General features: G+C 72.7%; 19 protein-coding genes and 1 pseudogene. 13 read left to right on the plus strand and 7 right to left on the minus strand.

All coding sequences use genetic code 11. The features are described 5' to 3' along the window. Window positions 1-583 precede the first annotated feature (583 nt). On the plus strand, window positions 584-1,477 hold the full coding sequence (locus ACGFRG_RS36050; protein WP_361432678.1) for a polysaccharide deacetylase family protein: 894 nt from the start codon (window positions 584-586) through the stop codon (window positions 1,475-1,477). Between the two features lie 66 nt (window positions 1,478-1,543). Here ACGFRG_RS36050 and ACGFRG_RS36055 read toward each other — a convergent pair whose 3' ends face one another. The 3 genes from ACGFRG_RS36055 to ACGFRG_RS36065 are packed head-to-tail and all read right to left on the minus strand — an operon-like array spanning window position 1,544 to window position 3,776. Then, window positions 1,544-2,212 carry an ABC transporter gene (locus tag ACGFRG_RS36055; protein WP_393270941.1) on the minus strand — a complete coding sequence of 223 codons (669 nt, stop codon included), beginning with the start codon at window positions 2,210-2,212 and terminating at the stop codon, window positions 1,544-1,546. Further along, a complete protein-coding gene (locus tag ACGFRG_RS36060) occupies window positions 2,209-3,093 on the minus strand; it encodes an ATP-binding cassette domain-containing protein (RefSeq protein ID WP_393270943.1) in 885 nt (294 codons plus the stop codon). Before ACGFRG_RS36060 ends, ACGFRG_RS36055 begins: the two co-directional genes overlap by 4 nt. Before the next feature lie 5 nt (window positions 3,094-3,098). Next, on the minus strand, window positions 3,099-3,776 hold the full coding sequence (locus ACGFRG_RS36065) for an AIM24 family protein (RefSeq protein ID WP_361432686.1): 678 nt from the start codon (window positions 3,774-3,776) through the stop codon (window positions 3,099-3,101). Between the two features lie 70 nt (window positions 3,777-3,846). On the opposite strand from ACGFRG_RS36065, the gene ACGFRG_RS36070 reads away from it, so the two are divergent. The 5 genes from ACGFRG_RS36070 (at window position 3,847) to ACGFRG_RS36090 (ending at window position 9,492) form a co-directional block, all read left to right on the plus strand. Beyond that, the gene (locus tag ACGFRG_RS36070) at window positions 3,847-4,572 is read left to right on the plus strand and encodes a peptidyl-tRNA hydrolase (protein WP_361432688.1); all 726 of its coding nucleotides are present in this window, start codon (window positions 3,847-3,849) and stop codon (window positions 4,570-4,572) included. A 132-nt stretch (window positions 4,573-4,704) separates the two neighbouring features. Beyond that, on the plus strand, window positions 4,705-5,997 hold the full coding sequence (locus ACGFRG_RS36075; protein WP_393270946.1) for a DUF692 domain-containing protein: 1,293 nt from the start codon (window positions 4,705-4,707) through the stop codon (window positions 5,995-5,997). 180 nt (window positions 5,998-6,177) lie between these two features. Then, window positions 6,178-6,948 (plus strand): DUF4142 domain-containing protein, encoded by a 771-nt coding sequence (locus tag ACGFRG_RS36080; protein WP_393270949.1) that lies wholly within the window; start codon window positions 6,178-6,180, stop codon window positions 6,946-6,948. A 74-nt stretch (window positions 6,949-7,022) separates the two neighbouring features. Further along, window positions 7,023-7,769 carry a TIGR04222 domain-containing membrane protein gene (locus tag ACGFRG_RS36085; RefSeq protein WP_361432696.1) on the plus strand — a complete coding sequence of 249 codons (747 nt, stop codon included), beginning with the start codon at window positions 7,023-7,025 and terminating at the stop codon, window positions 7,767-7,769. Between the two features lie 124 nt (window positions 7,770-7,893). After that, window positions 7,894-9,492, plus strand: a complete 1,599-nt coding sequence (locus tag ACGFRG_RS36090; RefSeq protein ID WP_361432699.1) for an alpha/beta hydrolase — start codon at window positions 7,894-7,896, stop codon at window positions 9,490-9,492. A 75-nt stretch (window positions 9,493-9,567) separates the two neighbouring features. Here ACGFRG_RS36090 and hemQ read toward each other — a convergent pair whose 3' ends face one another. Together hemQ and hemG are read right to left on the minus strand one after the other, a co-directional pair. Further along, the gene (hemQ, locus tag ACGFRG_RS36095) at window positions 9,568-10,281 is read right to left on the minus strand and encodes a hydrogen peroxide-dependent heme synthase (RefSeq protein WP_361432701.1); all 714 of its coding nucleotides are present in this window, start codon (window positions 10,279-10,281) and stop codon (window positions 9,568-9,570) included. 4 nt (window positions 10,282-10,285) lie between these two features. Next, on the minus strand, window positions 10,286-11,716 hold the full coding sequence (gene hemG, locus ACGFRG_RS36100; protein WP_361432703.1) for a protoporphyrinogen oxidase: 1,431 nt from the start codon (window positions 11,714-11,716) through the stop codon (window positions 10,286-10,288). Window positions 11,717-12,253: 537 nt separating this feature from the next. Here hemG and ACGFRG_RS36105 point away from each other — a divergent pair. Together ACGFRG_RS36105 and ACGFRG_RS36110 are read left to right on the plus strand one after the other, a co-directional pair. Beyond that, window positions 12,254-12,904, plus strand: a pseudogene (locus ACGFRG_RS36105) (DUF4349 domain-containing protein); the annotation flags it as partial. Between the two features lie 14 nt (window positions 12,905-12,918). Further along, window positions 12,919-14,295, plus strand: a complete 1,377-nt coding sequence (locus tag ACGFRG_RS36110; RefSeq protein ID WP_393270953.1) for an FAD-dependent oxidoreductase — start codon at window positions 12,919-12,921, stop codon at window positions 14,293-14,295. 272 nt (window positions 14,296-14,567) lie between these two features. Here ACGFRG_RS36110 and hemE read toward each other — a convergent pair whose 3' ends face one another. Then, a complete protein-coding gene (gene hemE, locus ACGFRG_RS36115; protein ID WP_361432710.1) occupies window positions 14,568-15,632 on the minus strand; it encodes a uroporphyrinogen decarboxylase in 1,065 nt (354 codons plus the stop codon). A 91-nt stretch (window positions 15,633-15,723) separates the two neighbouring features. Between hemE and ACGFRG_RS36120 the strand changes: the two genes are divergently transcribed. From ACGFRG_RS36120 to ACGFRG_RS36140, 5 genes are all read left to right on the plus strand, one after another. Continuing rightward, a complete protein-coding gene (locus ACGFRG_RS36120; protein WP_361432712.1) occupies window positions 15,724-16,368 on the plus strand; it encodes a DUF3000 domain-containing protein in 645 nt (214 codons plus the stop codon). A 671-nt stretch (window positions 16,369-17,039) separates the two neighbouring features. Continuing rightward, window positions 17,040-17,702, plus strand: a complete 663-nt coding sequence (locus tag ACGFRG_RS36125) for a response regulator transcription factor (protein WP_274563363.1) — start codon at window positions 17,040-17,042, stop codon at window positions 17,700-17,702. Between the two features lie 216 nt (window positions 17,703-17,918). Then, window positions 17,919-19,205, plus strand: a complete 1,287-nt coding sequence (locus ACGFRG_RS36130) for an HRDC domain-containing protein (protein WP_393270957.1) — start codon at window positions 17,919-17,921, stop codon at window positions 19,203-19,205. Between the two features lie 207 nt (window positions 19,206-19,412). Further along, the gene (locus tag ACGFRG_RS36135; protein WP_361432716.1) at window positions 19,413-20,639 is read left to right on the plus strand and encodes an acetyl-CoA C-acyltransferase; all 1,227 of its coding nucleotides are present in this window, start codon (window positions 19,413-19,415) and stop codon (window positions 20,637-20,639) included. Continuing rightward, a complete protein-coding gene (locus ACGFRG_RS36140) occupies window positions 20,636-22,765 on the plus strand; it encodes a 3-hydroxyacyl-CoA dehydrogenase NAD-binding domain-containing protein (RefSeq protein ID WP_393270960.1) in 2,130 nt (709 codons plus the stop codon). The genes ACGFRG_RS36135 and ACGFRG_RS36140 overlap by 4 nt, the downstream gene beginning before the upstream one ends. Window positions 22,766-22,857: 92 nt before the next feature. Here the strand turns inward: ACGFRG_RS36140 and ACGFRG_RS36145 are convergent, their stop codons facing one another. Beyond that, window positions 22,858-24,015 (minus strand): hypothetical protein, encoded by a 1,158-nt coding sequence (locus ACGFRG_RS36145; protein ID WP_393270963.1) that lies wholly within the window; start codon window positions 24,013-24,015, stop codon window positions 22,858-22,860. Between the last annotated feature and the right edge of the window lie 103 nt (window positions 24,016-24,118).

Genomic DNA, 24,118 nt, shown 5'->3' on the forward strand with positions numbered 1-24,118 from the left:
TGCCCCACTGGTAACAGAGTTAACTCTGATAACCCTGGTTCACGCACAGCCACCCCACAGTTGGTCAGGTTGCGAAGAAAGTGTGCAGGAATCGAAACGAGCGGGAGCCTAACCACGGCGCGACGACGGTCACAAGAGTTCCGCTCCCGAGGCCGGATTCCGACTCCGTAAGCAGTCGGCAAAGAAATCGTTTGCCGTGTACAGGACCTTCATCGCCCGTGGCGTCTTACCCCAACTGCGTTTCCAGGCAAGGGAATCCGCACATTCGGGCGGCTCGGCGGCGGACCGCCGCACCGGTCCGCGCTTCGCTGTGGCGAACGGTCCGACGGAAGGAGCCGGTTCACCCCCAGGTGGCGGGCATATGCGTCTTCCCGGCGGGGAACCTGTCCGTACGGTTCCGCACAACGAAATCCGCACCGGACCGCGCCTCGGGGCCCGCCCATGTCCGGTCACCGACCCCCCGGGGCCTGTGCGGCCGCTGTGGCCGGACGGGTTCCATCCGGTTCACTCATTGGCTGGAAACATGCGCGGCCCGGCGGCGGCGCGCACCGTCACCCACCTCTTGATCGGTTAGTTTCCGCTCGTGACCATTTCTGTACGAAAGGTGCTGGCGGTTGCCGTCCTCGGTGCCGCGCTCGCGGGCTGCGGTTCGGATCCCGCCTCGTCCGACCATGGCGCGAAGCCGGCGCCGGGCGCCGGCAAGTCGTCACCGTCGACCGCCTCCTCCTCGTCCCCGGCCGCTTCGGGGCCGCAGGCCGGTAAGCAGCCGCCCACGATCGCGCCCGGGCCCGGCGGGCTCACCCCGGTCTTCGAGCGCGCGCCGAAGGGCGGGCAGAAGATCGTCGCGCTCACCTTCGACGCGGACATGACCGCTGATCAGGGGCCGCGCGCGGCGCGGGGCGAGCACTTCGACAACCCCGCGCTCATCGACGACCTGCGGCGGCTCAAGGTGCCCGCCACCGTCTTCATGACCGGGCGGTGGGCCGACGAGTACCCGGCCCAGGCACGCGCCATCGGGGCCGACCCGAACTTCGAGGTCGCCAACCACTCGTACAGCCACTACGCCTTCAAGTCCCCCTGCTACGGCCTGCCGGTCGTCGCCGAGGGCGAGATGCGCGCCGACGTGGAGAAGGCCACCGCCTCCTTCCGCAAGGCGGGCGTGCGCAACGCCGTCCCGTACTTCCGCTTCCCCGGCGGCTGCTACAACGACGACGTGCTGCGGACGCTGGCCCCGCTGAAGATGACCGCCGTCCAGTGGGACGTGGTCAGCGGCGACGCCTTCGCGCACGACGCGAACGCGGTGGCCGAGCAGGTCCTGACCGGGGTGCAGCCGGGCTCGCTGGTGGTCATGCACTGCACCCGCAGCGCGGCGCCCGTCACCGACCAGGCGGTCCAGCAGATCGTGCCGGAGCTGCGCAGGCGCGGCTACCGGTTCGTGAAGGTCTCGGAGCTGATCGGCTCGGCCGCCGAGGGCTGAGCACCGCGCTCAGCGGGCGGCGCGGAGGGCTTCGTCGTGTACGTACGAGTACGTACTTGTACGTGGTCACCCGCGCCGAGGGCTGAGCGCGCAGACGGCCGCCCAGGCCATGGCCGTGACGGCCGCCGCCGCGAGCAGCGGCACCACCGCCCAGTGCACGGCGCCGGTCCGCGAGCCGGTGACGAGGCCGCCCACGGCGTACCGGGCGGGCGAGGGCGCGACCACCAGGGCGAGCAGCGCGGCGAGCGTGGTGAGGCAGATCGACCAGCCACGCGCGCGTAGCAGCGGGCGGGTGCCGAGCGCCCCGACCGCCGCGCCGAGCAGCGCGCAGACCGCGCCCGCGAGCAGCCCGGCCGCCGTGGCGGGCCCGAGCGGCACCGCTACCCGGTGGTCGGCGCTCGCCGGGTCGCCCACCGCCGCCACGTACAGCGTTCCGGCGGCCCCCAGCACGGCGGTCGCCGCCAACGCCGTGACCAGCGCCGAGAGATGGACCCGGCCGGGGCCCGCCGCCGCGGCCGCGCAGTCACGGGCGGCGGCCGGTTCCTGATTGACGCAGACCCGGGCGAGCCAGGCGCCGACGGGGAGCAGCCCGGCGGCCGCGAAGCCGAGGGAGTCGAGGACCGGGTTGCCCGGCTGGATGCCGACGCCGACGAACGCCGCGTACAGCAGGACCGGCGCGAGCCAGCGCTGCGAGCGCAGCAGCAGGGCGCCCTGGTAACGCACGAGCGGGCTCATGGGCGCGACACTCCTCGGATGTGCCAGGGTGGCCGGGCGGTGAGCAGCGCGCGCAGCAGCGCGTCGGAGTGGGCGGCCGCGACGGTCAGGGTGTGGACGCCGTCCGGGCCGTGGGTCAGCGCGGGCGCGCCGGGCAGCCCGTCGGGCGGGACGGGGCCGACGACGTCTATACGTACGAACTCACCCATGCGTACGAGCTCATCGCCACCCGCCCGGGTCGGCCGGGCGGCTGCGGGGGCTTCGGCAGGGGCGTCCGCCGGGGCGGGTGCGGCCCGGCGGACCAGGCCGCCGCCCTCGACCGTGTACCGCACGTCCACCGCGTCCGCGAGCCGCCGGGGGTCGTGGTCGACGAAGACCACGGCGGCGCCGTCCGCGACGCGCTCGGCCACCGCGCGGTCCAGCTCGGCGCGGGCGGCGGTGTCCAGGCCGGTCCAGGCCTCGTCGAGCACGAGGAGTTCGGGCGCGGCGAGCAGCGCCTGGGCGGCGGCGACCTTCTGGCTGGTGCCCTTGGAGAGCTCGGCGAGCGGGGTACGGGCGTGGGCACCCGCGCCGAACCGCTCCAGCCACTCCCCCGCGCGCGTGGCGGCCGTCCGCCGGGACAGGCCGTGGATGCGCCCGAGGTGGGTGAGGTAGCCCGCCGCCGTGAACGGCAGGGCCGCGGGGAAACGTTCGGGCACGTACGCCGTGCGCGGGCGGCCCAGGACACGGCCCTCGGTGGGCGCGTCGATCCCGGCCAGCAGGCGCAACAGGGTCGACTTGCCGGTGCCGTTGGTGCCCTCGACGCGAACCAGGGTGCGCGGGAGCAGTTCAAGACCGACCCCGCGCAGCACCCAGGGGCCGCCGATGCCGTACCGGCGGCCCACCGAGTCGAGCGAGCGCACGGCGTTCAGTGCTGCTCGGCCTTCTTCGGGACGACCTCGCTCGGGCGGACGATGACATGGCCCTCGCCCTGGAGCATCAGCTGCACGGCCTCGCCGGAGCCGCCCCGGATCATCGAGCCGATGGACTGCGAGCGGTGCAGCGAGGTGGTCAGGCTCGTGGTCCAGCCGACGACCGCGTCGGTGTCGACGTACACCGGCTGCTGCGCGGTCACGGGGATCACCAGCGGGTTGCCCTCGCAGACCAGGCCGAGCCGGCCCCAGCCGGTGAAGACGCTGCCGAAGAGGCCGCCACCGGCTATGCCGGAGCCCTTCATGATCTTGATCTCGTACGAGAGGGACGCGTCGAAGCAGAGCACGTTGCGGCCGTTGACGGTCAGGGCGTCGCCCTGCTCGATGTCGACGATGAAGCAGTTCTGCGCCTCGTGCGCGAACCACGCCTCGCCCTTGCCCGAGACCGACATCAGGGGCAGGCCCTCGCCGGAGAGTGCGCGCTTGAGCATGCCGCCGATGCCCTGGCCACGCCGTTCGAACTGGAGGTTCCCCCGGTAAGCGATCATCGCTCCCTGGCGCGCCAGCATCTCGCCGTCGACCGCGTACTTGATCGACTTGGCGTTCTGCAGGGTCATGCCCGGCGCGGTGGCCGGCTGCGCCACGTTGTCCGTGGCAAAAAGATCGCTCTTCATGCGCGCATCCTGACCCGGAAGGGTTCATTCCGCCAAGAAACCGGAAAGACGCGACTGGCAGACTGGGCGGGTGAGCAGCGAAGAGACCCCCGAGACGCCCTCCGCGAGCCCGTTCCACGAGGAGCCGAACGTCCGCGACGAGGCACCCCAGTACGTGCTTCCGCTGGTCGTCCGCATAGAGAAGGCGGAGCCGCCCGCCCGTACCGACGCCCTGGAGACGGCGGCCCGGGCCGTCCTGGTGATGCTCGCCGACGAGCGCTCGCTCGGCGACGGCGAGTGGGCCCAGGCGATGCGCGACTGGCAGGACGCCCGGATCCGCAAGGTGGTACGCCGGGCGCGCGGCGCGGAGTGGCGCAAGGCGTCGGCGCTGCCGGGCATCACGGTCACCGGGAAGTCGGCCGAGGTGCGCGTCTTCCCGCCCGTCCCGCTCGACGGCTGGCCAAAAGAGCTGGCCAAGCTCCAGGTGTCCGGCACGGACCTGGACGACCCGGCGGCCCCCGGCGCCCCCGACCCCCTCGCCCCCGTCCTGTGGCTCAACCCGGACCTCGACATGTCCGCGGGCAAGGCGATGGCCCAGGCCGGCCACGGGGCCCAGCTGGCGTGGTGGGACCTGTCGGAGGCGGACCGCAGGGCGTGGCAGGACGCGGACTTCCCGCTCTCGGTACGGGTCGCGGCGCGCACCCAGTGGACGGCACTGACGACGAGCGGTCTGCCGGTGGTACGGGACGCGGGCTTCACGGAGATCGCGCCGGGGTCCTGCACGGTGGTGGCGGATCATCCGGCGCTGCGCGGGTGACACCCGTCGGTCCGACCGGCCCCAACCTCAAATGAAGCTCTGAAGGCAAGCCTTCGCGGATTGGCGGGCGTACGGCGGGGCCATGACCCCTTCACGCGTCATGGCCACATCGACCCGCCGGGGAGGCGAAGCATGGAGCTGGGGATCGGTATCGGATGGCGGCCCGAGATCGCCGACGCGGTGGAAGGTCTTGCCGGCGTCGACTGGGTGGAGGCGGTGGCCGAGAACCTGTGTCCTGGCCACCTTCCCGAGTCGCTGGTGCGGCTGCGGCAGCGCGGGGTGACGGTCGTGCCGCACGGTGTCTCGCTGGGTCTCGGGGGCGCGGACCGGCCCGACCCGGCGCGCCTCGACCACCTCGCGGCGTGCGCGCGGGCGCTGTCCGCGCCCCTGGTCACCGAGCACATCGCCTTCGTACGGGCGGGCGGTGAGCGCACCGCCTCACCGCGCCTGGAGGCCGGACATCTGCTGCCGGTCCCGCGTACCCGGGACGCGCTGGACGTGCTCTGCGAGAACGTACGGATCGCGCAGGACGCCCTGCCGGTGCCGCTCGCGCTGGAGAACATCGCCGCGCTGATCAACTGGCCGGACGAGGACATGACGGAGGGGCAGTTCCTGGCGGAGCTGGTGGAGCGTACGGGCGTGCGGCTGCTCATCGATGTGGCGAACCTCCGCACCAACCACGTCAACCGGGGCGAGGACCCGGCGAAGGCGCTGGCGGAGCTGCCGGTGGAGGCGATCGCGTACGTCCATGTGGCGGGTGGCGTGCAGAAGGACGGCGTCTGGCACGACACGCACGCGCATCCGGTGGGGCCCGAAGTCCTGGACGTCCTGGCCGGGTTGGTGTCCCGCGTCTCGCCTCCGGGCGTGCTCCTGGAGCGCGACGACGCGTTCCCGCCGCAGTCGGAGCTGGCCGGGGAGCTCGCGGCGATCCGGGACGTGGTGCGGGCCGGCGCGCCGCCCGCCCCGGCCCGGTCCACGCGCGCGTCCGCGTCGGCGGCTCACGCCCCGCGCACCGGCGCCCGACAGCGGCTGGCGCTGGCCCAGACGGCACTGCTGTCCGCGCTGGTCGCCGGGACCCCCGTCCCGTACGGGTTCGACGGCGCGCGGCTGCGGGTACAGGCCCGCGCGCTGGCCGCGAAGCGGGCCGACATCGTCGCGAAGGTCGCGCCCGAGCTGCCCGGGATCCTCGGCGACGGCTACCGCCCCGCGTTCCTCGCGTACGCCCGCAGCCGTCCGCTGGGCGACGGCTACCGCCGCGACGCCCTCGACTTCGTCGAGTCGCTGCTCGCCGGGGAGAACGGCACGGACGGGGTGCCGGGCGCCGAGACCCGGCGCCGCCTCGCCCGTTGGTGGAAGGAGCGCTCCGGCGCACGTCCGCCGGGCCGCACGACCCGGTTCCTGCGGGGACTCGTACGGGCCGCCTGACGCACCCCCGGACGCGACCCCGCCTCCTGAAGGCGGGCAAAGTACCACTCCCGCCATCAAGTTGCCCCGTACTCGTCCAACACGTGATGCCTCCCACACCACACCGTCACTGATTTCCCCGAACCCCTCCCCGGATCACCCGCCTCCGCACTACCGTGCGCACCGCACTTGGAGGCTTTCATGCGTCGGATATTCCTTTCCGGTACCGGCCTGGTCGTCGTCGCTCTGACCGCGACCATCGCCGCCCTGCTCTTCCCCATGTGGTCGTACGCCGACCGCTCCGGAACCGGGCTCGCCAATCTCAACGCCGGGTCCGTACCGACCCATTGGGGACCACTGTCGGCCGCCGACCGGGACTTCGTGGTACGGGTGAGACTCGCCGGACTGTGGGAACTGCCCGCCGGTCAGCAGGCCGTCGAACGGGCCCCCAGCGAGGCGGTCACCGCGGCGGGCCACCATCTCGTCGACGGCCACGCCTTCCTCGACGCGCGCGTACGCGAGGTCGCCGCCCAGCTCGGCATGGAGCTGCCCGACCAGCCCAACGCCCAGCAGCAGTCCTGGCTGCGGACATTGACGGCCGACTCCGGCACCACGTACGAGAAGGACTTCGCCAACATCCTGCGCTCGGCGCACGGCAAGGTGTTCTCGCTCGTCGCGCAGATCCGGGCGAACACCCGCAACTCCCTGGTCCGCGCGCTCGCCGACGACGCCAACACGACCGTTCTGGACCACATCAAGATGCTGGAGGCCACGGGTCTGGTCGACTTCGACGCGCTGGCCCGTGACAGCGTCGCCACCACCACGGCCTCCCCCAGCGGACCGCCGCCGCCCACCCCCGGAGCCACGCCCGCCTCACCCGTCCCCGTCACCCCGTCGTTCCCGCTGCCGCCCGCGGCCAGCCGCGCCAACCCCACCGATCCCCCCACCACTTCCCCCACCGACACTCCGTAACGAACCGATAACTCCATGTCCACATCATGGGAAAGTCATGGCGCAGGGCTTGTCGCGTCACATACAACTCGGCCATGTTCTGGGTACTTTTCCTGGTAGTCGCGTGCCTCGCGTCCGCCTTCAGCTGCGCGCGGCTCTGCCTCGCCGCGTCGGCGGCGGCCGATCCGGCGGCGGTGCGGCCGCGGGCCCGGGACACCGAACTCTCGCTGTACGAGGCCGCGTTCCTGTCCGGTGGACCGCTGCGGGTCACCGACCTCACCCTGGTCGCGATGCACCGGGCCCGCCGACTGCTGCTGGCGCACACCGGCTGGGCCACCGTCGTCGACCCGGAGGGGCGCGACGACCTGGAGCGGTCGGTGATCGGCGCGATCGGGCCGGAGGGGCAGGCGCGGATAGCGGCGATCCGGTCCACCGCGGCCGCAGCCGACGCGGTGCACGCGCTGGCCGACCGGCTGGCCGCCGCCGGGCTCGCCGTCCCGGACGCGGCCAGGACGGGCGTCACCGCCTCCGTGCGGGCCGTTCGCGGCGCCACCGTGCTCACCCTGCTCCTCGGAGCGGTGGCGCTGCTGATGCCCGGTCAGGACCGCGCCACCCAGGCCGAGATCGCCGCCTGGTTCTCGCTGCCGCTGGTCCTCACCCTCGGCTGCCTCTTCATCGCGCGCGTGGAGGTCCATCCGCACACCCGCTGGGCCTCCCCCGACGGCCAGCGGCTGCTGGGCCGGATCGACCCGGCGGGCGACCCGCTGACGGCGGTCGCGGTACGCGGGGTGAGCGCCGTCGACGACCCGGCCCTGCGGACCGCGTTGCGCGGGGGCCGCTGAGGCGCTCGGCGACGACGCGCCGGGGACATTGGTCCCGGCGCACCGCACCCCGGTGCTTTACTTAGCCAATTAGCCCCATAATCATCCCTTTTGTACTGCATGTGCCCGAAGGGATCGATGTGGGATGAGAGCAGCAGCGCTGTACGGAACCGTCGGTTCCCTTGTTCTGTCCGCCCTGGCCGCCGCGCCGGCCGCCGGCACGGACCCGCGCACCGCCGAGGCGCGTGGCACCGTGATCGCGGCCGAGCGCGCGGCGGCCGCCGGGATCGCCTTCGGCCGCTGTCCCAAGGCGGAGATGCTGCCCGACCCCGTGCGGTGCGGCACGGTCCGGGTCCCGCTCGACTACGCCCATCCGAGAGGCCGTCAGATCGCCCTCACGGTCAGCCGGGTGAAGGCGCGGGGCGGGCCCGGCGAGCGCCAGGGCGCGCTCGTCTACAACCCCGGCGGCCCGGGCGCCTCCAGCATGTACTTCCCGATGGTCGCGCCGCTGCCCGAGTGGAAGGGGCTCGCCCGGGCCTACGACCTCGTCGGCTACGCCCCGCGCGGGGTCGGCCGCTCCGCACCGCTGTCCTGCCAGGACCCGAAGGACTTCGCCAAGGCGCCCACGCAGTCCCCGGCCGACCCGTCCCCCTCGTACAAGATGGAGCGGATCGCGCAGGCCAAGGCGTACGCGCAGGGGTGCGCGCGCGGCGCGGGGGCGGCGCTGGGGCAGTACACGAGCCTCAACAACGCGCGCGACCTCGATGTGCTGCGGGCCGCGCTCGGCCAGCAGAAGCTGACGTTCATCGGCGCCTCGTACGGCACGTACTTCGGAGCCGTGTACGCGACGCTGTTCCCCTCGCATGTGCGCCGGATGGTCTTCGACTCGGCGGTCGACCCGGACCCGCGCAAGATCTGGTACCGCGACAACCTGGACCAGTCGCTCGCGTTCGAGAGCCGCTGGGAGGACTTCCGCGCCTGGGTCGCCCGGCACGACGACGTCTACCACCTGGGCACCACGGCCGAGCGCGTCCTGGAGAACTTCGAGAAGGTGAGCGCACGCCTGGCCCAGGAGCCGGCGGGCGGGACGGTCGGCCCGGCGCAGCTGCAGGCCGCGTTCCTCAAAGCGGGCTACTACGACGACTTCTGGGCGATGCGGGCGAGCGCGCTCTCGGCGTATCTCAAGGGCGACCCCAAGCCGCTGATCGCTCAGGCCGCGCCCCGGCCGGAGACCGCCTGGGACGACGAGAACGGCAACGCGGTGTACACGGCGGTGGAGTGCAACGACGCGCCCTGGCCCACCGACTGGGAGACCTGGGACCGGGACAACACCGAGCTCGCCCGGATCGCGCCGTTCGAGACCTGGGACAACGCCTGGATGAACCTGCCGTGCGCCTACTGGCCCGCTCCCCGGCAGCGGCCGGTGGACGTGGGGACGGCGCGCGGGGCGCTGCCGCCGACGCTGATCCTGGCCGCCGAGCGGGACGCGGCCACGCCGTATCCGGGGGCGCTGGAGTTGCAGCGCAGGCTGCCCGGTTCGGTGCTGGTGACCGAGAAGGACGCCGGCACGCACGGCATCGGCGGAGGCGCCAACAAATGCGTCAACGGCTATCTGGAGGACTATCTCCTGCATGGACGGACGCCGGTGCGGCGCGCTGCGTGCGCGCCGCACCCGGAGCCGAACCCGGTGTCGTTGGACAAGCGGTCGACGCCCAGGGCTGGGCAGCGGCCGTCCGCTCTCTGAGCTTCCGGGTCAGGGGTGAATCGGGCCCGCGGTCGACGGGCCCGGTCACCGGGCATACGCGGTGGTGGGCGGCCGTCAGGCCAGGCCCGCCACCAGATCCGCGACCGACTTGCGGCGGCCCGTGTAGAACGGGACCTCCTCGCGGACGTGCATCCGGGCCTCGGAGGCGCGCAGATGACGCATGAGGTCGACGATGCGGTGCAGCTCGTCGGCCTCGAAGGCCAGCAGCCACTCGTAGTCGCCGAGCGAGAACGAGGCGACCGTGTTGGCGCGCACGTCCGGGAAGCCGCGGGCCATCTTGCCGTGGTCGGCGAGCATCCGCCGGCGGTCCTCGTCGGGCAGCAGGTACCAGTCGTAACTGCGCACGAACGGGTAGACCGACACGTAGTCGCGGGCCTGCTCGTCGGCGAGGAACGCCGGGATGTGCGACTTGTTGAACTCGGCGGGGCGGTGCAGCGCCATGTTCGACCAGACCGGCTCCAGGGCGCGGCCCAGCTTGGTGCGGCGGAAGAGGTTGTACGCGCTCTGGAGCTCGTCCGCCGTCTCCGCGTGCCACCAGATCATGACGTCGGCGTCCGCGCGAAGGCCGGACAGGTCGTAGGTGCCACGGACGGTGATGTCCTTGGCGGCGAGCTGGTCGAACAGCTCCTGGACCTCGTCGGCGAAGCCGGAGCGGTCCTCGGGCAGCACATCGCGCAGCTTGAAGACGGACCACAGCGTGTAGCGGATGACCTCGTTGAGGTCCTTCGCCTTCTTCCCCGCGTTCGGGCTCTTTTCCGGTGCACTCATGAGGCTATTGTCCCGCGTCACGCTGAGTGTTCCGCGCCAGGGTCGACGTGGCGATGATCTCGTCCGCGGCGCGCCGCGCGCTCGCGATGCACGCGGGGATGCCGACGCCGTCGTACGCGGCCCCGCAGACCCGCAGCGCGGGCAGCTCGGCGACGGCCGCGCGCACCCGCGCCACGCGCGCGAGGTGGCCCACCGGGTACTGCGGCAGCCCTCCTGTCCAGCGCGTCACCTCGCTCGCCACCGGCTTCGCGGCGAGGCCGACCGCGTCACCGAGGTCGCGCAGCGACATGTCCACCAGCTCGGCGTCGTCCCGCTCCAGGTGCTGCTCCTCGCCGTAGCGCCCGATCGAGGTGCGTAGCACGAACAGGTCCGGGGCGCCGTCGGTGACCCACTGCCACTTGTACGAGGAGAACGTGGACGCCTTGATCGTGCGGCCGTCCACGGACGGGACCAGGAAGCCGGAGCCGCGCTCCAGGTGAGCGAGGTCCGCGCGCCGGAAGGCCATCGTGACCAGCGCCATGGAGGCGTACTCGACACCGGCCAGCTCGGCGGCCGCCGCCGGGGACTCGGCGGCGAGCAGCGCGGAGGCCGACCAGGCGGGGGCGGCGAGGATCACGCCGTCGGCCTCGATCACCTCGTGGTCGGTGCGGATGCGCCAGGAGTCGGCGGTGCGGGAGAGCGCGACGACGGGCGTCTCGGTACGGATCACGCCGCCCTTGGCCCGTACGGCGTCGGCGACCGCGAGCGGCAGGGTGCCCATGCCGCCGTCCAGGCCCATGAAGACGGGGCCGCTCTCCTGGGGGCGCGCGGCGGCCTTCGCCTGGAGGTCCTGGACGCCGTCGAGGAGCGAGGCGTGGCCGCGGGCGGCCTCGAAGAGCTGGGGCACGGCGGCCCGCATCGAGATGCGGTACGCGTCGCCCGCGTAGACCCCGCCGAGCAGCGGTTCGACGAGCCGGTCGACGACCTCGCGGCCGATCCGGCGGGCGACGAACTCGCCGACCCCGATGTCGTCCCCGACCTCGGTCCGGGCGAGCTCGCGGTCCTGGGCGATCCGGGCCAGGCCCTCGGCCGAGACGATGCCGGACAGCGAGGCCGGGTCCGCCGGGACGCCCATCACATGGCCCTTGGGCATCGGACGCAGCGCGCCCCGGGTCCAGATCGCCGCGGTGGCCGAGGGCTCCCGCAGCCGTTCGCCGAGGCCGACTTCGCGCGCGAGGCCCACGGCCTCGGGGCGGCGCGCCAGCATGGACTCGGCGCCGAGGTCGACGCGCGCGCCCGCGATCTCGCCCGACTCCAGCTTGCCGCCGAGGCGGCCGGTGGCCTCCAGCAGGCTCACGCGCACACCGGACTCCAGCAGCCGGTGGGCGGCGGCGAGCCCGGCGATGCCGCCTCCGACGACGACGATGTGCGGTGTTCCTGCGACGGCGTTGTCCATGCCTCCACTGTCTCAGACGCCTCGGACACCGCGGCGCCGAGCCCGTTCCGAGTCCCGACCGTCATCGCTTCGGGACCGGGATGCGGCAACCCGCGCGCCCACCCCGTCCGTCCAACGCCCGCCACACCCAACGCGCCCCCGAGGGAGCCGATATGCGTGGACGACGTACCACCGGGCACCGGCCTCTGGCCGCCCTGGCCGCCGCTCTCCTGACCGCCTCGCTGGCCCTCGCGGGGTGCAGCGCGGGTTCCGACGACAACAAGTCCGCCGCGGGCGACCGGGGCAAGGCCGCCGCGCCCGCGCAAGGCGGCGCGGCGGACGGCGCCGCGAAGCGACCCGGCGGCTCCGCGAGCGGCGCGGCCGGGCCGTCGAAGGCGCCCGCACCGCCCGTCCAGGCCCAGATCGTGCGCACCGCCGAGCTGAGCGTCGAGGTGCCGGACGTGCCCAAGGCGCTCACCGCGGCCCGCTCGGCGGCCACGGCGGCGGGCGGCTTCGTCGGCGGGCGGCTTCGTCGGCGACGAGAGCACCCAGCGGGACGCGCACGGACGTACCGTCTCGCACGTCGTCCTGCGGATCCCGGAGGCCCACTACGACGACGTCCTCGCCGCGCTGTCCGGCTCGGGGCACCTGCTCAGCCGCAAGGCGGAGGCGCGGGACGTCACGGACCAGGTGGTGGACGTGGACAGCCGGATCGCCTCCCAGCGCGCCAGCGTCGCGCGCGTACGTGAGCTCATGGACCGGGCGGGCGCGCTCGGCGACGTGGTCACGCTGGAGAGCGAACTGGGCCGTCGGCAGGCCGACTTGGAGGCGCTCCTGGCCCAGCAGGCGTCGCTGAAGGACCGTACGAGCCTGGCGACGATCACTCTCGCGCTCTCCGAGGCGGCGCCCGCGAAGAAGTCCGCGAAGGACGACGGTCCCGGCGTGCTCGACGCGCTGTCGGGCGGCTGGCACGCGTTCGTCACCGCGCTGCGGTGGCTCGTGATCGTGCTGGGCGCGGTGGCCCCGTTCGCGGGCGCGCCGGCGGCGCTGTACGCGCTGTGGCGCTGGGTGGTGCGCCCGCGGCTGCCCCGGCACGCGACGCCTTCCGCCGCGCCCGTGCAGGCCGGACCCGTCAAGGTCCCGGCCGCGTCCGGGAATTCCGCGCGACCGCCGTACGTATCTTCCGAAGGAGACAGCGGGACGGACTGAGCGAGGGGTGCGCAATGGCGGAGCGACTGGTGGTCATCGGCGGGGACGCGACGGGGATGTCCGCCGCGTCCCAGGCACGCAGACTCAAGGGGCCCGGGGAGCTGGAGATCGTCGCGTTCGAGCGCGGCCACTTCACCTCGTACTCCGCCTGCGGCATCCCCTACTGGGTGGGCGGCGACGTGCCCGAGCGGGACGACCTGATCGCCCGGACCCCCGAGGAGCACCGCGCGCGTGGCATCGATCTGCGCACCCGCACCGAGGTGCTGGAGATCGACACGGCCGGGCGGCGGGTGCGCGCCCGGGACCTGGAGTCGGGCGAGGAGTACGGGACTTCGTACGACAAGCTCGTCATCGCCACCGGCGCCCGGCCGGTGCGGCCCCGGCTGGCGGGGATCGACGCGCCGGGGGTGCACGGGGTGCAGACCCTCGACGACGGCCAGGCGCTCCTGGACACCCTGCGTTCGACGCCCGGCCGCCGGGCGGTGATCGTGGGCGCGGGCTACATCGGCGTGGAGATGGCCGAGGCCCTGCTGCACCGCGACTACGAGGTGACGGTGGTGACCCGGGGCGAGCAGCCGATGTCCACGCTGGACGCGGACATGGGCCGCCTGGTGCGCGAGGCCATGGACGGGATGGGCATCACCACGGTCACGGGCGCCGAGGTCACGAAGATCCTGACCGGTGACGACGGCCGGGTGCGGGCGGTGGCCACGGAGGACGCCGAGTACCCGGCGGACGTGGTGATCCTGGGCATCGGCGTCGAGCCGCAGACGGAGCTGGCGCGCGCGGCCGGGCTGCCGCTGGGCGAGTACGGCGGGCTGCTCACCGACCTGGCGATGCGGGTGCGCGGCCACGAGGACATCTGGGCCGGCGGCGACTGTGTGGAGGTCCTGGACCTGGTGTCGGGCCGCGAGCGGCACATCGCGCTCGGCACACACGCGAACAAGCACGGCCAGATCATCGGCTCGGGCGTGGGCGGCGGTTACGCGACCTTCCCCGGCGTCGTCGGTACGGCGGTGAGCAAGGTCTGCGACCTGGAGATCGCGCGTACGGGGCTGCGCGAGCGCGACGCGCGCGAGGCGGGCCTTCAGTTCGTGACGGCGACCATCGAGTCGACGAACAGCGCGGGCTACTACCCGGGCGCGGCCCTGATGACGGTGAAGATGCTCGCCGAGCGGCGTACGGGGCGGCTGCTCGGCGTCCAGATCGTCGGCCGCGACGGGGCCGCCAAGCGCGTCGACATCGCGGCGGTGGCGCTGACGGCGGGGATGACGGTGGAGCAGCTGGTCACCCTGGACCTGGGCTACGCCCCGCCGTTCTCCCCGGTCTGGGACCCGGTCCTGGTCGCCGCCCGCAAGGCCGTGTCGGCGGTGCGGGCGGCGGGGAACTAGGGCCTGTCCGGTGGATCTGGCCGCCTTCGGTCCGGGCCGCCGTTTCGGTGCTGGTGAGTGGGGGTGTGGTGCTTCCCCAAGCTCTCAACTTCGTTCGAGCAGGGGAGACCCCAATGCTGCAAGGCGGAGGAGGGCGGCGACGCGTGGGGGTGCCCCCTGGTCGAGCGGAGCCGAGAGCTTGGGGGAGTCGGCAACCGACGACAACGCCGCAGATGGGCGTGCCACACCCCCACGTCCCAGGCAAGATCCACCGGACAGGCCCTAGGAAGCGCTCAGCGCGCGGTCTGCGTGTGGACGTAGTCCACGAGGCGCGTCAGGGCTTCCGGATTCGTCGTCGGCAGGACGCCGTGGCCCAGGTTGAAGACGTGGCCCTCAAGGCCCGCCGCCGCGTCCAGGACCTCGCGGGTCTTCGCCTCGACCGCCTCCGGCGTCGAGAAGAGGACCGCGGGGTCCAGGTTGCCCTGGAGCGCCTTGCCGGGGCCGACGCGGCGGGCGGCCTCGTCGAGCGGGACGCGCCAGTCGACGCCGACGACGTCCGCCCCGGCCTCGCCCATCAGGCCGAGCAGTTCGCCGGTGCCGACGCCGAAGTGGATGCGCGGGACGCCGTACTTCTCGACGGCCCGGAACACCTTCGCCGAGGCGGGCATCACCGAGCGGCGGTAGTCGGCGGGGGCCAGCGCGCCCACCCAGGAGTCGAAGAGCTGGACGGCGGAGGCGCCCGCCTCGATCTGGACCTTGAGGAACGCGCCGGTGATCTCGGCGAGGCGGTCGAGCAGGTCGGCCCACAGCTGCGGGTCGCCGTACATGAGCGCCTTGGTGTGCTCGTGGTTGCGGGACGGGCCGCCCTCCACGAGGTAGCTCGCGAGGGTGAACGGGGCGCCCGCGAAGCCGATCAGGGGCGTCTCGCCGAGCTCTGCGGTCAGCATGCCGATCGCCTCGGTGACGTAGTGGACGTCCTCGGGCGTGAGGTCGCGCAGCCGCGCCAGGTCCGCGCGCGTGCGGATCGGGTCGGCGACGACGGGGCCGACACCGGGCTTGATGTCGAGGTCGATGCCGATGGCCTTGAGCGGGACCACGATGTCGCTGAAGTAGATCGCCGCGTCCACCTTGTGGCGGCGTACGGGCTGGAGCGTGATCTCGGTGACCAGCTCGGGCCGCATGCACGACTCCAGCATCGGGATGCCCTCGCGCACCTTCAGGTACTCGGGCAGCGAGCGCCCTGCCTGCCGCATGAACCAGACCGGCGTGTGCGGCACCGGCTCGCGGCGGCACGCCTTCAGGAAGGCGGAGTCGTAGGTCTGTGTCGGCGGGCCCGCAGGGCGATCGTTGGCGTTCACGCCCAGAATCTTCGCACGTGCCCCTACCCGGTCGACCGGGCCCGGGTGTCCCTACGGGCGCGGGGCGCCCGTTCCGCCTAGTCTTCCCCGCATGACTGCCGCTCAGGGACGAACTTCGGATGGCGCCGGCGGCACGGACAGTGCGGACGGCAGGACCGTTCCGCCCGCCTTCCGGCAGGCGGTCGACGCGCTGCGGGGGGCACGGCTGCGGCCGGAGATCGAGGTCGACCAGACCAGACCGCCGCAGCGGCTCGCGCCGCACGCGTACGCGCTGGAGGCGGCGGTCGTCGAGAACGACGAGGACCTGGCGGACGGGCGGCTCGTGCTGCTCCACGACCCGGCCGGGCACGACGCCTGGCAGGGAACGTTCCGCCTCGTCACGCTCGTACGGGCGGAGCTGGAGCCGGAGATGGCGGCGGACCCGCTGCTGCCCGAGGTGTGCTGGTCGTGGCTGACGGGCGCGCTGGAGGCGCGGGGCCTGTCGTACGGGGAGGCCAGCGGCACGGTGACGCGGGCGGGCTCGTACTACTTCGGCGGGCTCTCCCAGCGGCGGCCCGCCACCCAGATCGAGATCCGGGCGTCGTGGACGCCGCGGGAGGGGCGGGGCGGGGTGCCGGACGCTGCCGCGCATCTGACGGCCTGGTGCGATCTGCTCTGCCAGGTCGCCGGGCTGCCGCCGGTGTCGTCGGGGGACGCGGGTGTGGTCACGCTGCCGCAACGGCGGGATCCTCGCTAGGGCCTGTCCGGTGGATCTTGCCTGGGACGCGGGGGCCTGGCACGCACATCTGCCGCGTTGTCGTCGGTTGCCGACTCCCCCAAGCTCTCGGCTCCGCTCGACCAGGGGGCACCCCCACGCGTCGCCGCCCTCCTCCGCCTTGCAGCATTGGGGTCTCCCCTGCTCGAACGAAGTTGAGAGCTTGGGGAAGCACCACACCCCCACTCACCAGCACCGAAACGGCGGCCCGGACCGAAGGCGGCCAGATCCACCGGACAGGCCCTAGGCGCCAGACGCTTCGCGAGAGTGGGGAATTCGGGTGCGGGCCGTGTGTGGCTGGGCGCGCAGTTCCCCGCGCCCCTATAGGGCGCTGGTCGCGCCCACGCGGCGGAGCCGCGCATTGACACAGCCCCGCGCCCCGTCAGGCAACCGGTTGGCGCCCGGGGCCGGCGACGCGGCCCCCTTTGGGCAACCGGTCGCGTGGGGATTCGGGGCTCGGCCCCGAGAGGACTCGTCCGGTCACTCCCCCATCGACCACCTGTCCTAATTGCCCTAAATGTTTCTCACCAAATCGTGATCATTCCCTAAAGCCGGACGGGCTGCCTGCCGAAGAGGTCTGTGACCCTATCTGCACGGTTCGCCCCGGCTTCATCCCCGAGCCGGCCCCGTCCCGCACCTTCCCAGGAGGCCTGGTGTCCGTTCTTCTTGAGCAGCCCGCAAGCCTGGTCGCCTACCGCCCGAACAAGCCGACGGCCATGGTCGTCGTCGCCGATCCCCGAGTCCGTTCCACCGTCACCCGGCATCTGTGGGCCCTCGGAGTACGGGACGTCATCGAGGCGTCGTCCATCGCGGAGGCACGTCCCCGCGTCGGCAATCCGCGCGACATCTGCGTTGCCGACGTCCATCTGCCCGACGGTTCCGGGCTCACCCTGCTGTCCGAGACCCGGGCGGCGGGCTGGCCCAACGGCCTGGCCCTGTCCGCCGCCGACGACATCGGCGCCGTGCGCAACGCCCTCGCGGGCGGCGTGAAGGGCTATGTCGTCACCGGTACGCGCACCAACATCGGCCACCCCACCCGCCCCGGCGCCGCGCCCATCGGCGCCGCGGCCGCCCGTATGCACCGCCGCCCCCCGGGTACCCCGAGCCATCCGGGTGGCTACCGCGAGCTCTCCGGGCGCGAGGTCGAGGTGCTGCGGCTGGTCGCCGAGGGCCAGTCGAACAAGGCGATCGGCGTCTCCATGGGGTTGTCCGCGCTGACCGTGAAGAGCCACCTCGCCCGCATCGCGCGCAAGCTCGGCACGGGCGACCGGGCCGGCATGGTGGCCGTCGCGCTGCGTACCGGAATCATCCACTGACCCGGATACCGGATTCGCGGATCCCGGGCCGTCCACCGGCTCGGGGACCCCGAATCGTCCACCCGGCTCCGGGGTCCCGGATCGCCTGCCGATCACCTGCCGACCCACCGGTCCCGAGGGGCATGCTCCCCCCACGAAGCGCCGTGCGCCCCTCGCGCGTCCGTCGACGGAACGTTCCGTCGACGGACGCGGCGTATACACAAGTACCCTTGACAGGTGACCGACGCCCATAAGACCGCAGCAGAGACAGCACTGCGAACCACCGGGGGCGCTCCCCCGGCCGACGACGTCCCGGTTGATGGGCTGCCGACTCCCCTGCTGGAGCCCCGAGACGGCATTCCGCCCGTCGTCGCCACCGACGAGGCGCTCGCCGAAGTCGTCGCCGCGTTCGCGGCCGGCACCGGCCCCGTGGCCGTCGACGCCGAGCGCGCCTCCGGCTACCGGTACGGCCAGCGCGCCTATCTGGTGCAGCTGCGCCGGGCGGGCGCGGGCACCGCGCTCGTCGACCCGGTGGGCTGCCCCGACCTCTCCGCGCTCGGCGACGCGCTCGCCGACACCGAGTGGATCCTGCACGCCGCGACCCAGGACCTGCCGTGCCTGCGGGAAATAGGCATGGTCCCCTCCAGACTCTTCGACACCGAGCTCGCCGGGCGGCTCGCGGGCTTCCCGCGGGTGGGCCTGGGCGCGATGGTCGAGAGCGTCCTGGGGTACGCCCTGGAGAAGGGCCACTCCGCGGTGGACTGGTCGACCCGGCCGCTGCCCGAGCCGTGGCTGCGGTACGCGGCCCTCGACGTCGAGCTCCTGGTCGACCTGCGCGACGCGCTGGAGAAGGAGCTGGACCGCCAGGGCAAACTGGACTGGGCCCGCCAGGAGTTCGACGCGATCGCCGCGGCGCCGCCCGCGCCGCCGCGCAAGGAGCCCTGGCGGCGCACCTCCGGGATGCACAAGGTGCGCCGGCGCCGCCAGATGGCCGCCGTGCGCGAGCTGTGGACGGCCCGGGACAAGGTCGCCCAGCGCCGTGACGTCTCGCCGGGCAAGGTGCTCAGCGACTCCGCGATCATCGAGGCGTCGCTGGCGCTGCCGGTGGACGTCCAGGCCCTGATGGCGCTGCCCGGTTACGGGCACCGGATGGGGCGGCGCCAGCTGGAGCAGTGGCAGGCGGCGGTCGACCGGGCCAAGGCGCTGCCGGACTCCGCGCTGCCGCAGCCCGGCCAGCCGGTCACCGGCCCGCCCCCGCCGCGCTCCTGGGCGGACAAGGACCCGGCGGCCGCGGCGCGCCTGTCGGCGGCCCGTACCGCCGTCTCGGAGCTCGCGGAGCGGCTGAACATGCCGCAGGAGAACCTGATCACCCCGGACACCGTCCGCCGGGTGTGCTGGGAGCCGCCGGGCGACCGCTCCGAGGCGGCGGTGGCCGAGGCGCTGGCCGCGTTCGGCGCCCGCCGCTGGCAGATCGAGCAGGTCACGCCGCTGCTCGCGCAGGCCCTGACGACGAAGACGGCCTGATCCACAGCGCCCTCACGTACCCCCTGACGACCACGGTCATCAGGGGGTACGGCCGTTGTGAGGGCCATCCGGAGTGTGACCTTCGCCGCTCTGGCCGAGGGGACTGGGCAGTTTGGTTACCCGCAAGTAGCATGTCGGGGTGAGCGCGCGCTCAGGCGTCCGCGCCACGCGCAGCAGTGCCACCCCGCACCCTGGAGGAGAGCCATCGTGCCTCGTACCGTCAGGGACGTCGTCTTCGTCGACGGCGTCCGCACCCCGTTCGGCAAGGCGGGCCCGAAGGGCATCTACCACGAGACCCGCGCCGACGATCTCGTCGTCAAGGCGATCCGGGAGCTGCTGCGCCGCAACCCGGCCCTCGACCCCGCCAAGATCGACGAGGTCGCCATCGCCGCGACCACCCAGATCGGTGACCAGGGTCTGACCCTGGGCCGCACCGCGGGCATCCTCGCGGGTCTGCCGCAGTCCGTGCCGGGCTACTCCATCGACCGTATGTGCGCGGGCGCGCTGACCGCCGTGACCTCGGTCGCCGGTTCCATCGCCTTCGGCGCGTACGACGCCGTCATCGCCGGTGGCGTCGAGCACATGGGCCGCCACCCGATGGGCGAGGGCGTCGACCCGAACCCGCGGTTCGTGAGCGAGAAGCTCGTCGACGAGTCGGCCCTGTTCATGGGCATGACCGCCGAGAACCTGCACGACCGCTACCCGCACATCACCAAGCAGCGCGCCGACGAGTACGCCGTGCGCTCGCAGGAGAAGGCCGCCAAGGCGTACGCCGACGGCAAGATCCAGCAGGACCTGGTGCCGATCTCGGTGCGCAACACCAACGCCGAGGTGGGCGAGACCGGCTGGGGCCTGGTCACCGCCGACGAGCCGATGCGCCCGGGCACCACCCTGGAGAGCCTGGCCGGTCTGAAGACCCCGTTCCGCGTGCACGGCAACGTCACCGCGGGCAACGCCGCCGGTCTCAACGACGGCGCCACCGCGTCGATCATCGCGTCCGAGGAGTTCGCGCGCGAGAACGGCCTGCCGGTCAAGATGCGCCTGGTCTCGTACGCCTTCGCGGGTGTCGAGCCCGAGGTGATGGGCTACGGCCCCATCCCGGCGACCGAGAAGGCGCTGGCCAAGGCCGGTCTGTCGATCGAGGACATCAACCTCTTCGAGATCAACGAGGCGTTCGCCGTCCAGGTCCTCGCGTTCCTGGACCACTACGGCATCGCCGACGACGACGCCCGCGTCAACCAGTACGGCGGCGCCATCGCGTTCGGCCACCCGCTCGCGTCCTCGGGCGTACGCCTGATGACCCAGCTGGCGCGGCAGTTCGAGGCGCAGCCGGAGGTCCGCTACGGCCTCACCACCATGTGCGTCGGCTTCGGCATGGGCGCCACGGTCATCTGGGAGAACCCGCACCACAAGGACGCCGGAGGCAGCAAGTGAGCACCACCGCTGAGCTTTTGAAGGGTGCGGCCGAGCTGTTCCCGGACGAGGTCGTCACCTCGGCGCACGTGCGCCACCTCGACCTGCCGTTCGGCGCGGGCAGGTTCGCCCTGATCACGCTGGACAACGGCTTCGACCACACCAAGCCGACCACCTTCGGCCCCGGCTCGCTGGCGAACCTGAACGCCGCCATCGACCAGGTCGAGCAGGAGGCGGCCGAGGGCAAGATCGTCGGCGTCGGTGTCACCGGCAAGCCGTTCATCTTCGCGGTCGGCGCCGACCTCAAGGGCGTCGAGATCCTCAAGAAGCACGAGGACGCGCTGGTCATCGGCAAGAGCGGCCACGACGTCTTCAAGCGCCTCGCCACGCTGGCCGTGCCCTCCTTCGCGTACTACAACGGCGCGGCGATGGGCGGCGGTGTCGAGGTCGGTCTGCACTGCGGCTACCGCACCGTCTCCAAGGCGCTGCCCGCGTTCTCGCTGCCCGAGGTCTTCCTCGGTCTGGTCCCGGGCTGGGGCGGCTGCACGCTGCTCCCCAACCTGATCGGCGCCGAGAAGGCCGTCTCGGTCATCATCGAGAACTCGCTGAACCAGAACCGCCAGCTCAAGGGCAAGCAGGTCTTCGAACTCGGCATCGCGGACGCTCTGTTCGAGGGTGCGGACTTCCTGGAGCAGTCGCTGATCTGGACCGCGAACGTCCTCAACGGCGACGTCACGGTCGAGCGCCCGGAGATCGACCGCGGCGAGGGCTGGGACCAGGCCGTCGCCAAGGGCCGGTTCATCGCCGACTCCAAGGTGCACGGCGCGGCCCCGGCCGCCTACCGCGCCCTGGAGATCATCGAGGCCGCCAAGAACGGCGACCTCCAGGCCGGTTTCGACGCCGAGGACATCGCGCTCGCCGACCTGATCATGGGCGGGGAACTGCGCAGCGGCATCTACGCGTTCAACCTCGTACAGAAGCGCGCCAAGCGCCCGGCGGGCGCGCCGGACAAGAACCTGGCCCGCCCGGTCACCAAGGTCGGCGTCGTGGGCGCGGGCCTGATGGCCTCGCAGCTCGCGCTGCTGTTCCTGCGCCGCCTTGAGGTGCCGGTCGTGCTGACCGACATCGACCAGGAGCGCGTCGACAAGGGTGTGGGCTACGTCCACGCCGAGATCGACAAGCTGCTCGCCAAGTCCCGGATCAACCAGGACAAGGCCAACCGCCTCAAGGGCCTGGTCTCGGGTGTGCTGGACAAGGCCGAGGGCTTCTCCGACGCCGACTTCATCATCGAGGCCGTCTTCGAGGAGATCGGCGTCAAGCAGCAGGTGTTCGCGGAGGTCGAGGCGGTCGCCCCGGCGCACGCGATCCTCGCCACCAACACCTCGTCCCTCTCGGTCACCGAGATGGCCTCGAAGCTGAAGCACCCCGAGCGGGTCGTCGGCTTCCACTTCTTCAACCCGGTCGCGATCCTCCCGCTCCTGGAGATCGTGCGCGGCGAGCAGACCGACGACGCCTCGCTGGCCACGGCGTTCGGTGTGGCGCGCAAGCTGAAGAAGACCGCGGTCCTGGTGAAGGACGCCCCGGCGTTCGTCGTCAACCGCATCCTGACCCGCTTCATGGGCGAGATCCAGAACGTCATCGACGAGGGCACCCCGGTCGAGGTCGCCGAGAAGGCGGTCGAGCCGCTGGGTCTGCCGATGTCGCCGCTGGTGCTCCTGGAGCTGGTCGGCCCGGCCATCGGTCTGCACGTCTCCGAGACCCTCAACCGCGCCTTCCCGGAGCGCTTCACGGTCTCCGAGAACCTGGCCGCGGTGGTCAAGGCCGGCAAGCGCGGCTTCTACGTGTACGACTCCGGCAAGCCGGAGCTGGACCCGGAGGTCGCCGCTCTCCTCAAGCAGGGCGATGTCGTCCTGACCGAGGAGCAGACCCGTGACCGCGTCCTGGACGCGGTGGCGCAGGAGATCGGGCTCATGCTGGACGAGGGTGTCGTGGCCGAGGCCCAGGACATCGACCTCTGCCTGATCACCGGCGCCGGCTGGCCCTTCCACCTGGGCGGCATCACGCCGTACCTGGACCGCGAGGGCGTCTCGGAGCGCGTGAACGGGAAGAAGTTCCTGGCACAGGGCGTCGCGAGCGTCCCGGCGTAACACCACTTCGCGGCCCCGGCCGCACATACGAGGAGGCCCCCGCTCGGTGAGCGGGGGCCTCCTTCGTCGCAGTACCGGTTCGCCGTGCGGCGTCAGACCGTGATCCAGGGCTCCATGGCGAGGCCCGGCTCGGTGGTCTTCTGACGGGTGATCCGCAGCCTGCCGTCCGTGCCGAACGCGGCCAGGACGACCCGTCCGGCGGCGTCGGTCGCGAGCGCGGGCACCCCGACGCAGACCTCGCCGGTCGAGGCCCACACGGCTCCGGCCGACTCGGCCTCGGTCGGGTAGGCGGCCAGCGCCGGGCGGCCGTCGGCGCCGCGCTGGGCCATCAGCGTGCAGTCGTGGCCGTCCACCGGGGTGCGCAGCACGGCGATGGGGCCGCTCGCGGCGCCGCCGAGCGGCATGGGCGGCGCGTCGCCGCGCACGGCCTGCACCTCGCCCGACTTGCTCTCGCGCCACAGGAAGGTGATGCGGTCCTCACCGGTGTGCTGGGCCGCCACGGAGCCGTCCTCCGGCTGCTCCTTGAGGTCGGCCACCCGCTGGTACTCCTCGTCCCCGGACGCCTTCGTCCAGCGCATCACACCGCGCTTGGCCGCCATCACGACCTCGACCCTGCCGTTGTCGGCCGCGCCCGCGCAGACCGCGGCGTACGAGCCGGAGCCGTCGAGGTCGAGCCACTTGCTCCACTTCCCGGAGCTCTCCTGGACACGGGCGCACAGGCCGGTCCCCGCGTTGCGGATGAAGACGTGCAGGTTGTCTTCGGAGTCGACGACGGCGGCCGGGTGACCGACCTTGGCGGCCTTCGTCTGGTCGCGGTACGGGGTGCCCAGCGGGTACCAGTCCTTGACCGGGCGGCCCGACTGGTACTGGATGGCGTGGACGACGTCGGTGTGGGCCTCACCGGCGGCCGTCACCGACCGCCACAGCGCGAACAGGTGCACATAGCCGTCGGCGCCCTGGGCGACGGTGAGACACGGGTCGAGCCCGGCCTTCGGGGCGACCAGCTCGGGACCGGTCCACTCGGGGCCGCCCGGCCGGACCTCGGTCCAGCGCAGCACCCCGCCGTCACCGGGCGCGTACGCCGTGAGCCTGCCGTCCTTGCCGCGCAGCAGCCAGCCGGTGACCGTGGGGCGGCCGTCCGGCGTGGCGAGCACGGGGGCGAGGCCGGGCGCGGCGGGGGCCTTGCGGGCAGGGGCCTCGGGCTCCCGGCCCGACCCTCCCTTCGACGTCCGCGCGGGCTTCAACGCCATGGCTCACCGACCACCTTTCCTTACCAGATCCGCGACGAGCGGCCGGATGCGACACACCATGAGACTCCAGCGACAATAACACTCGGTCCAAGGGCCCCAATTC

The sequence above is a fragment of the Streptomyces sp. NPDC048696 genome, assembly GCF_043198895.1.
Lineage (GTDB): Bacteria > Actinomycetota > Actinomycetes > Streptomycetales > Streptomycetaceae > Streptomyces.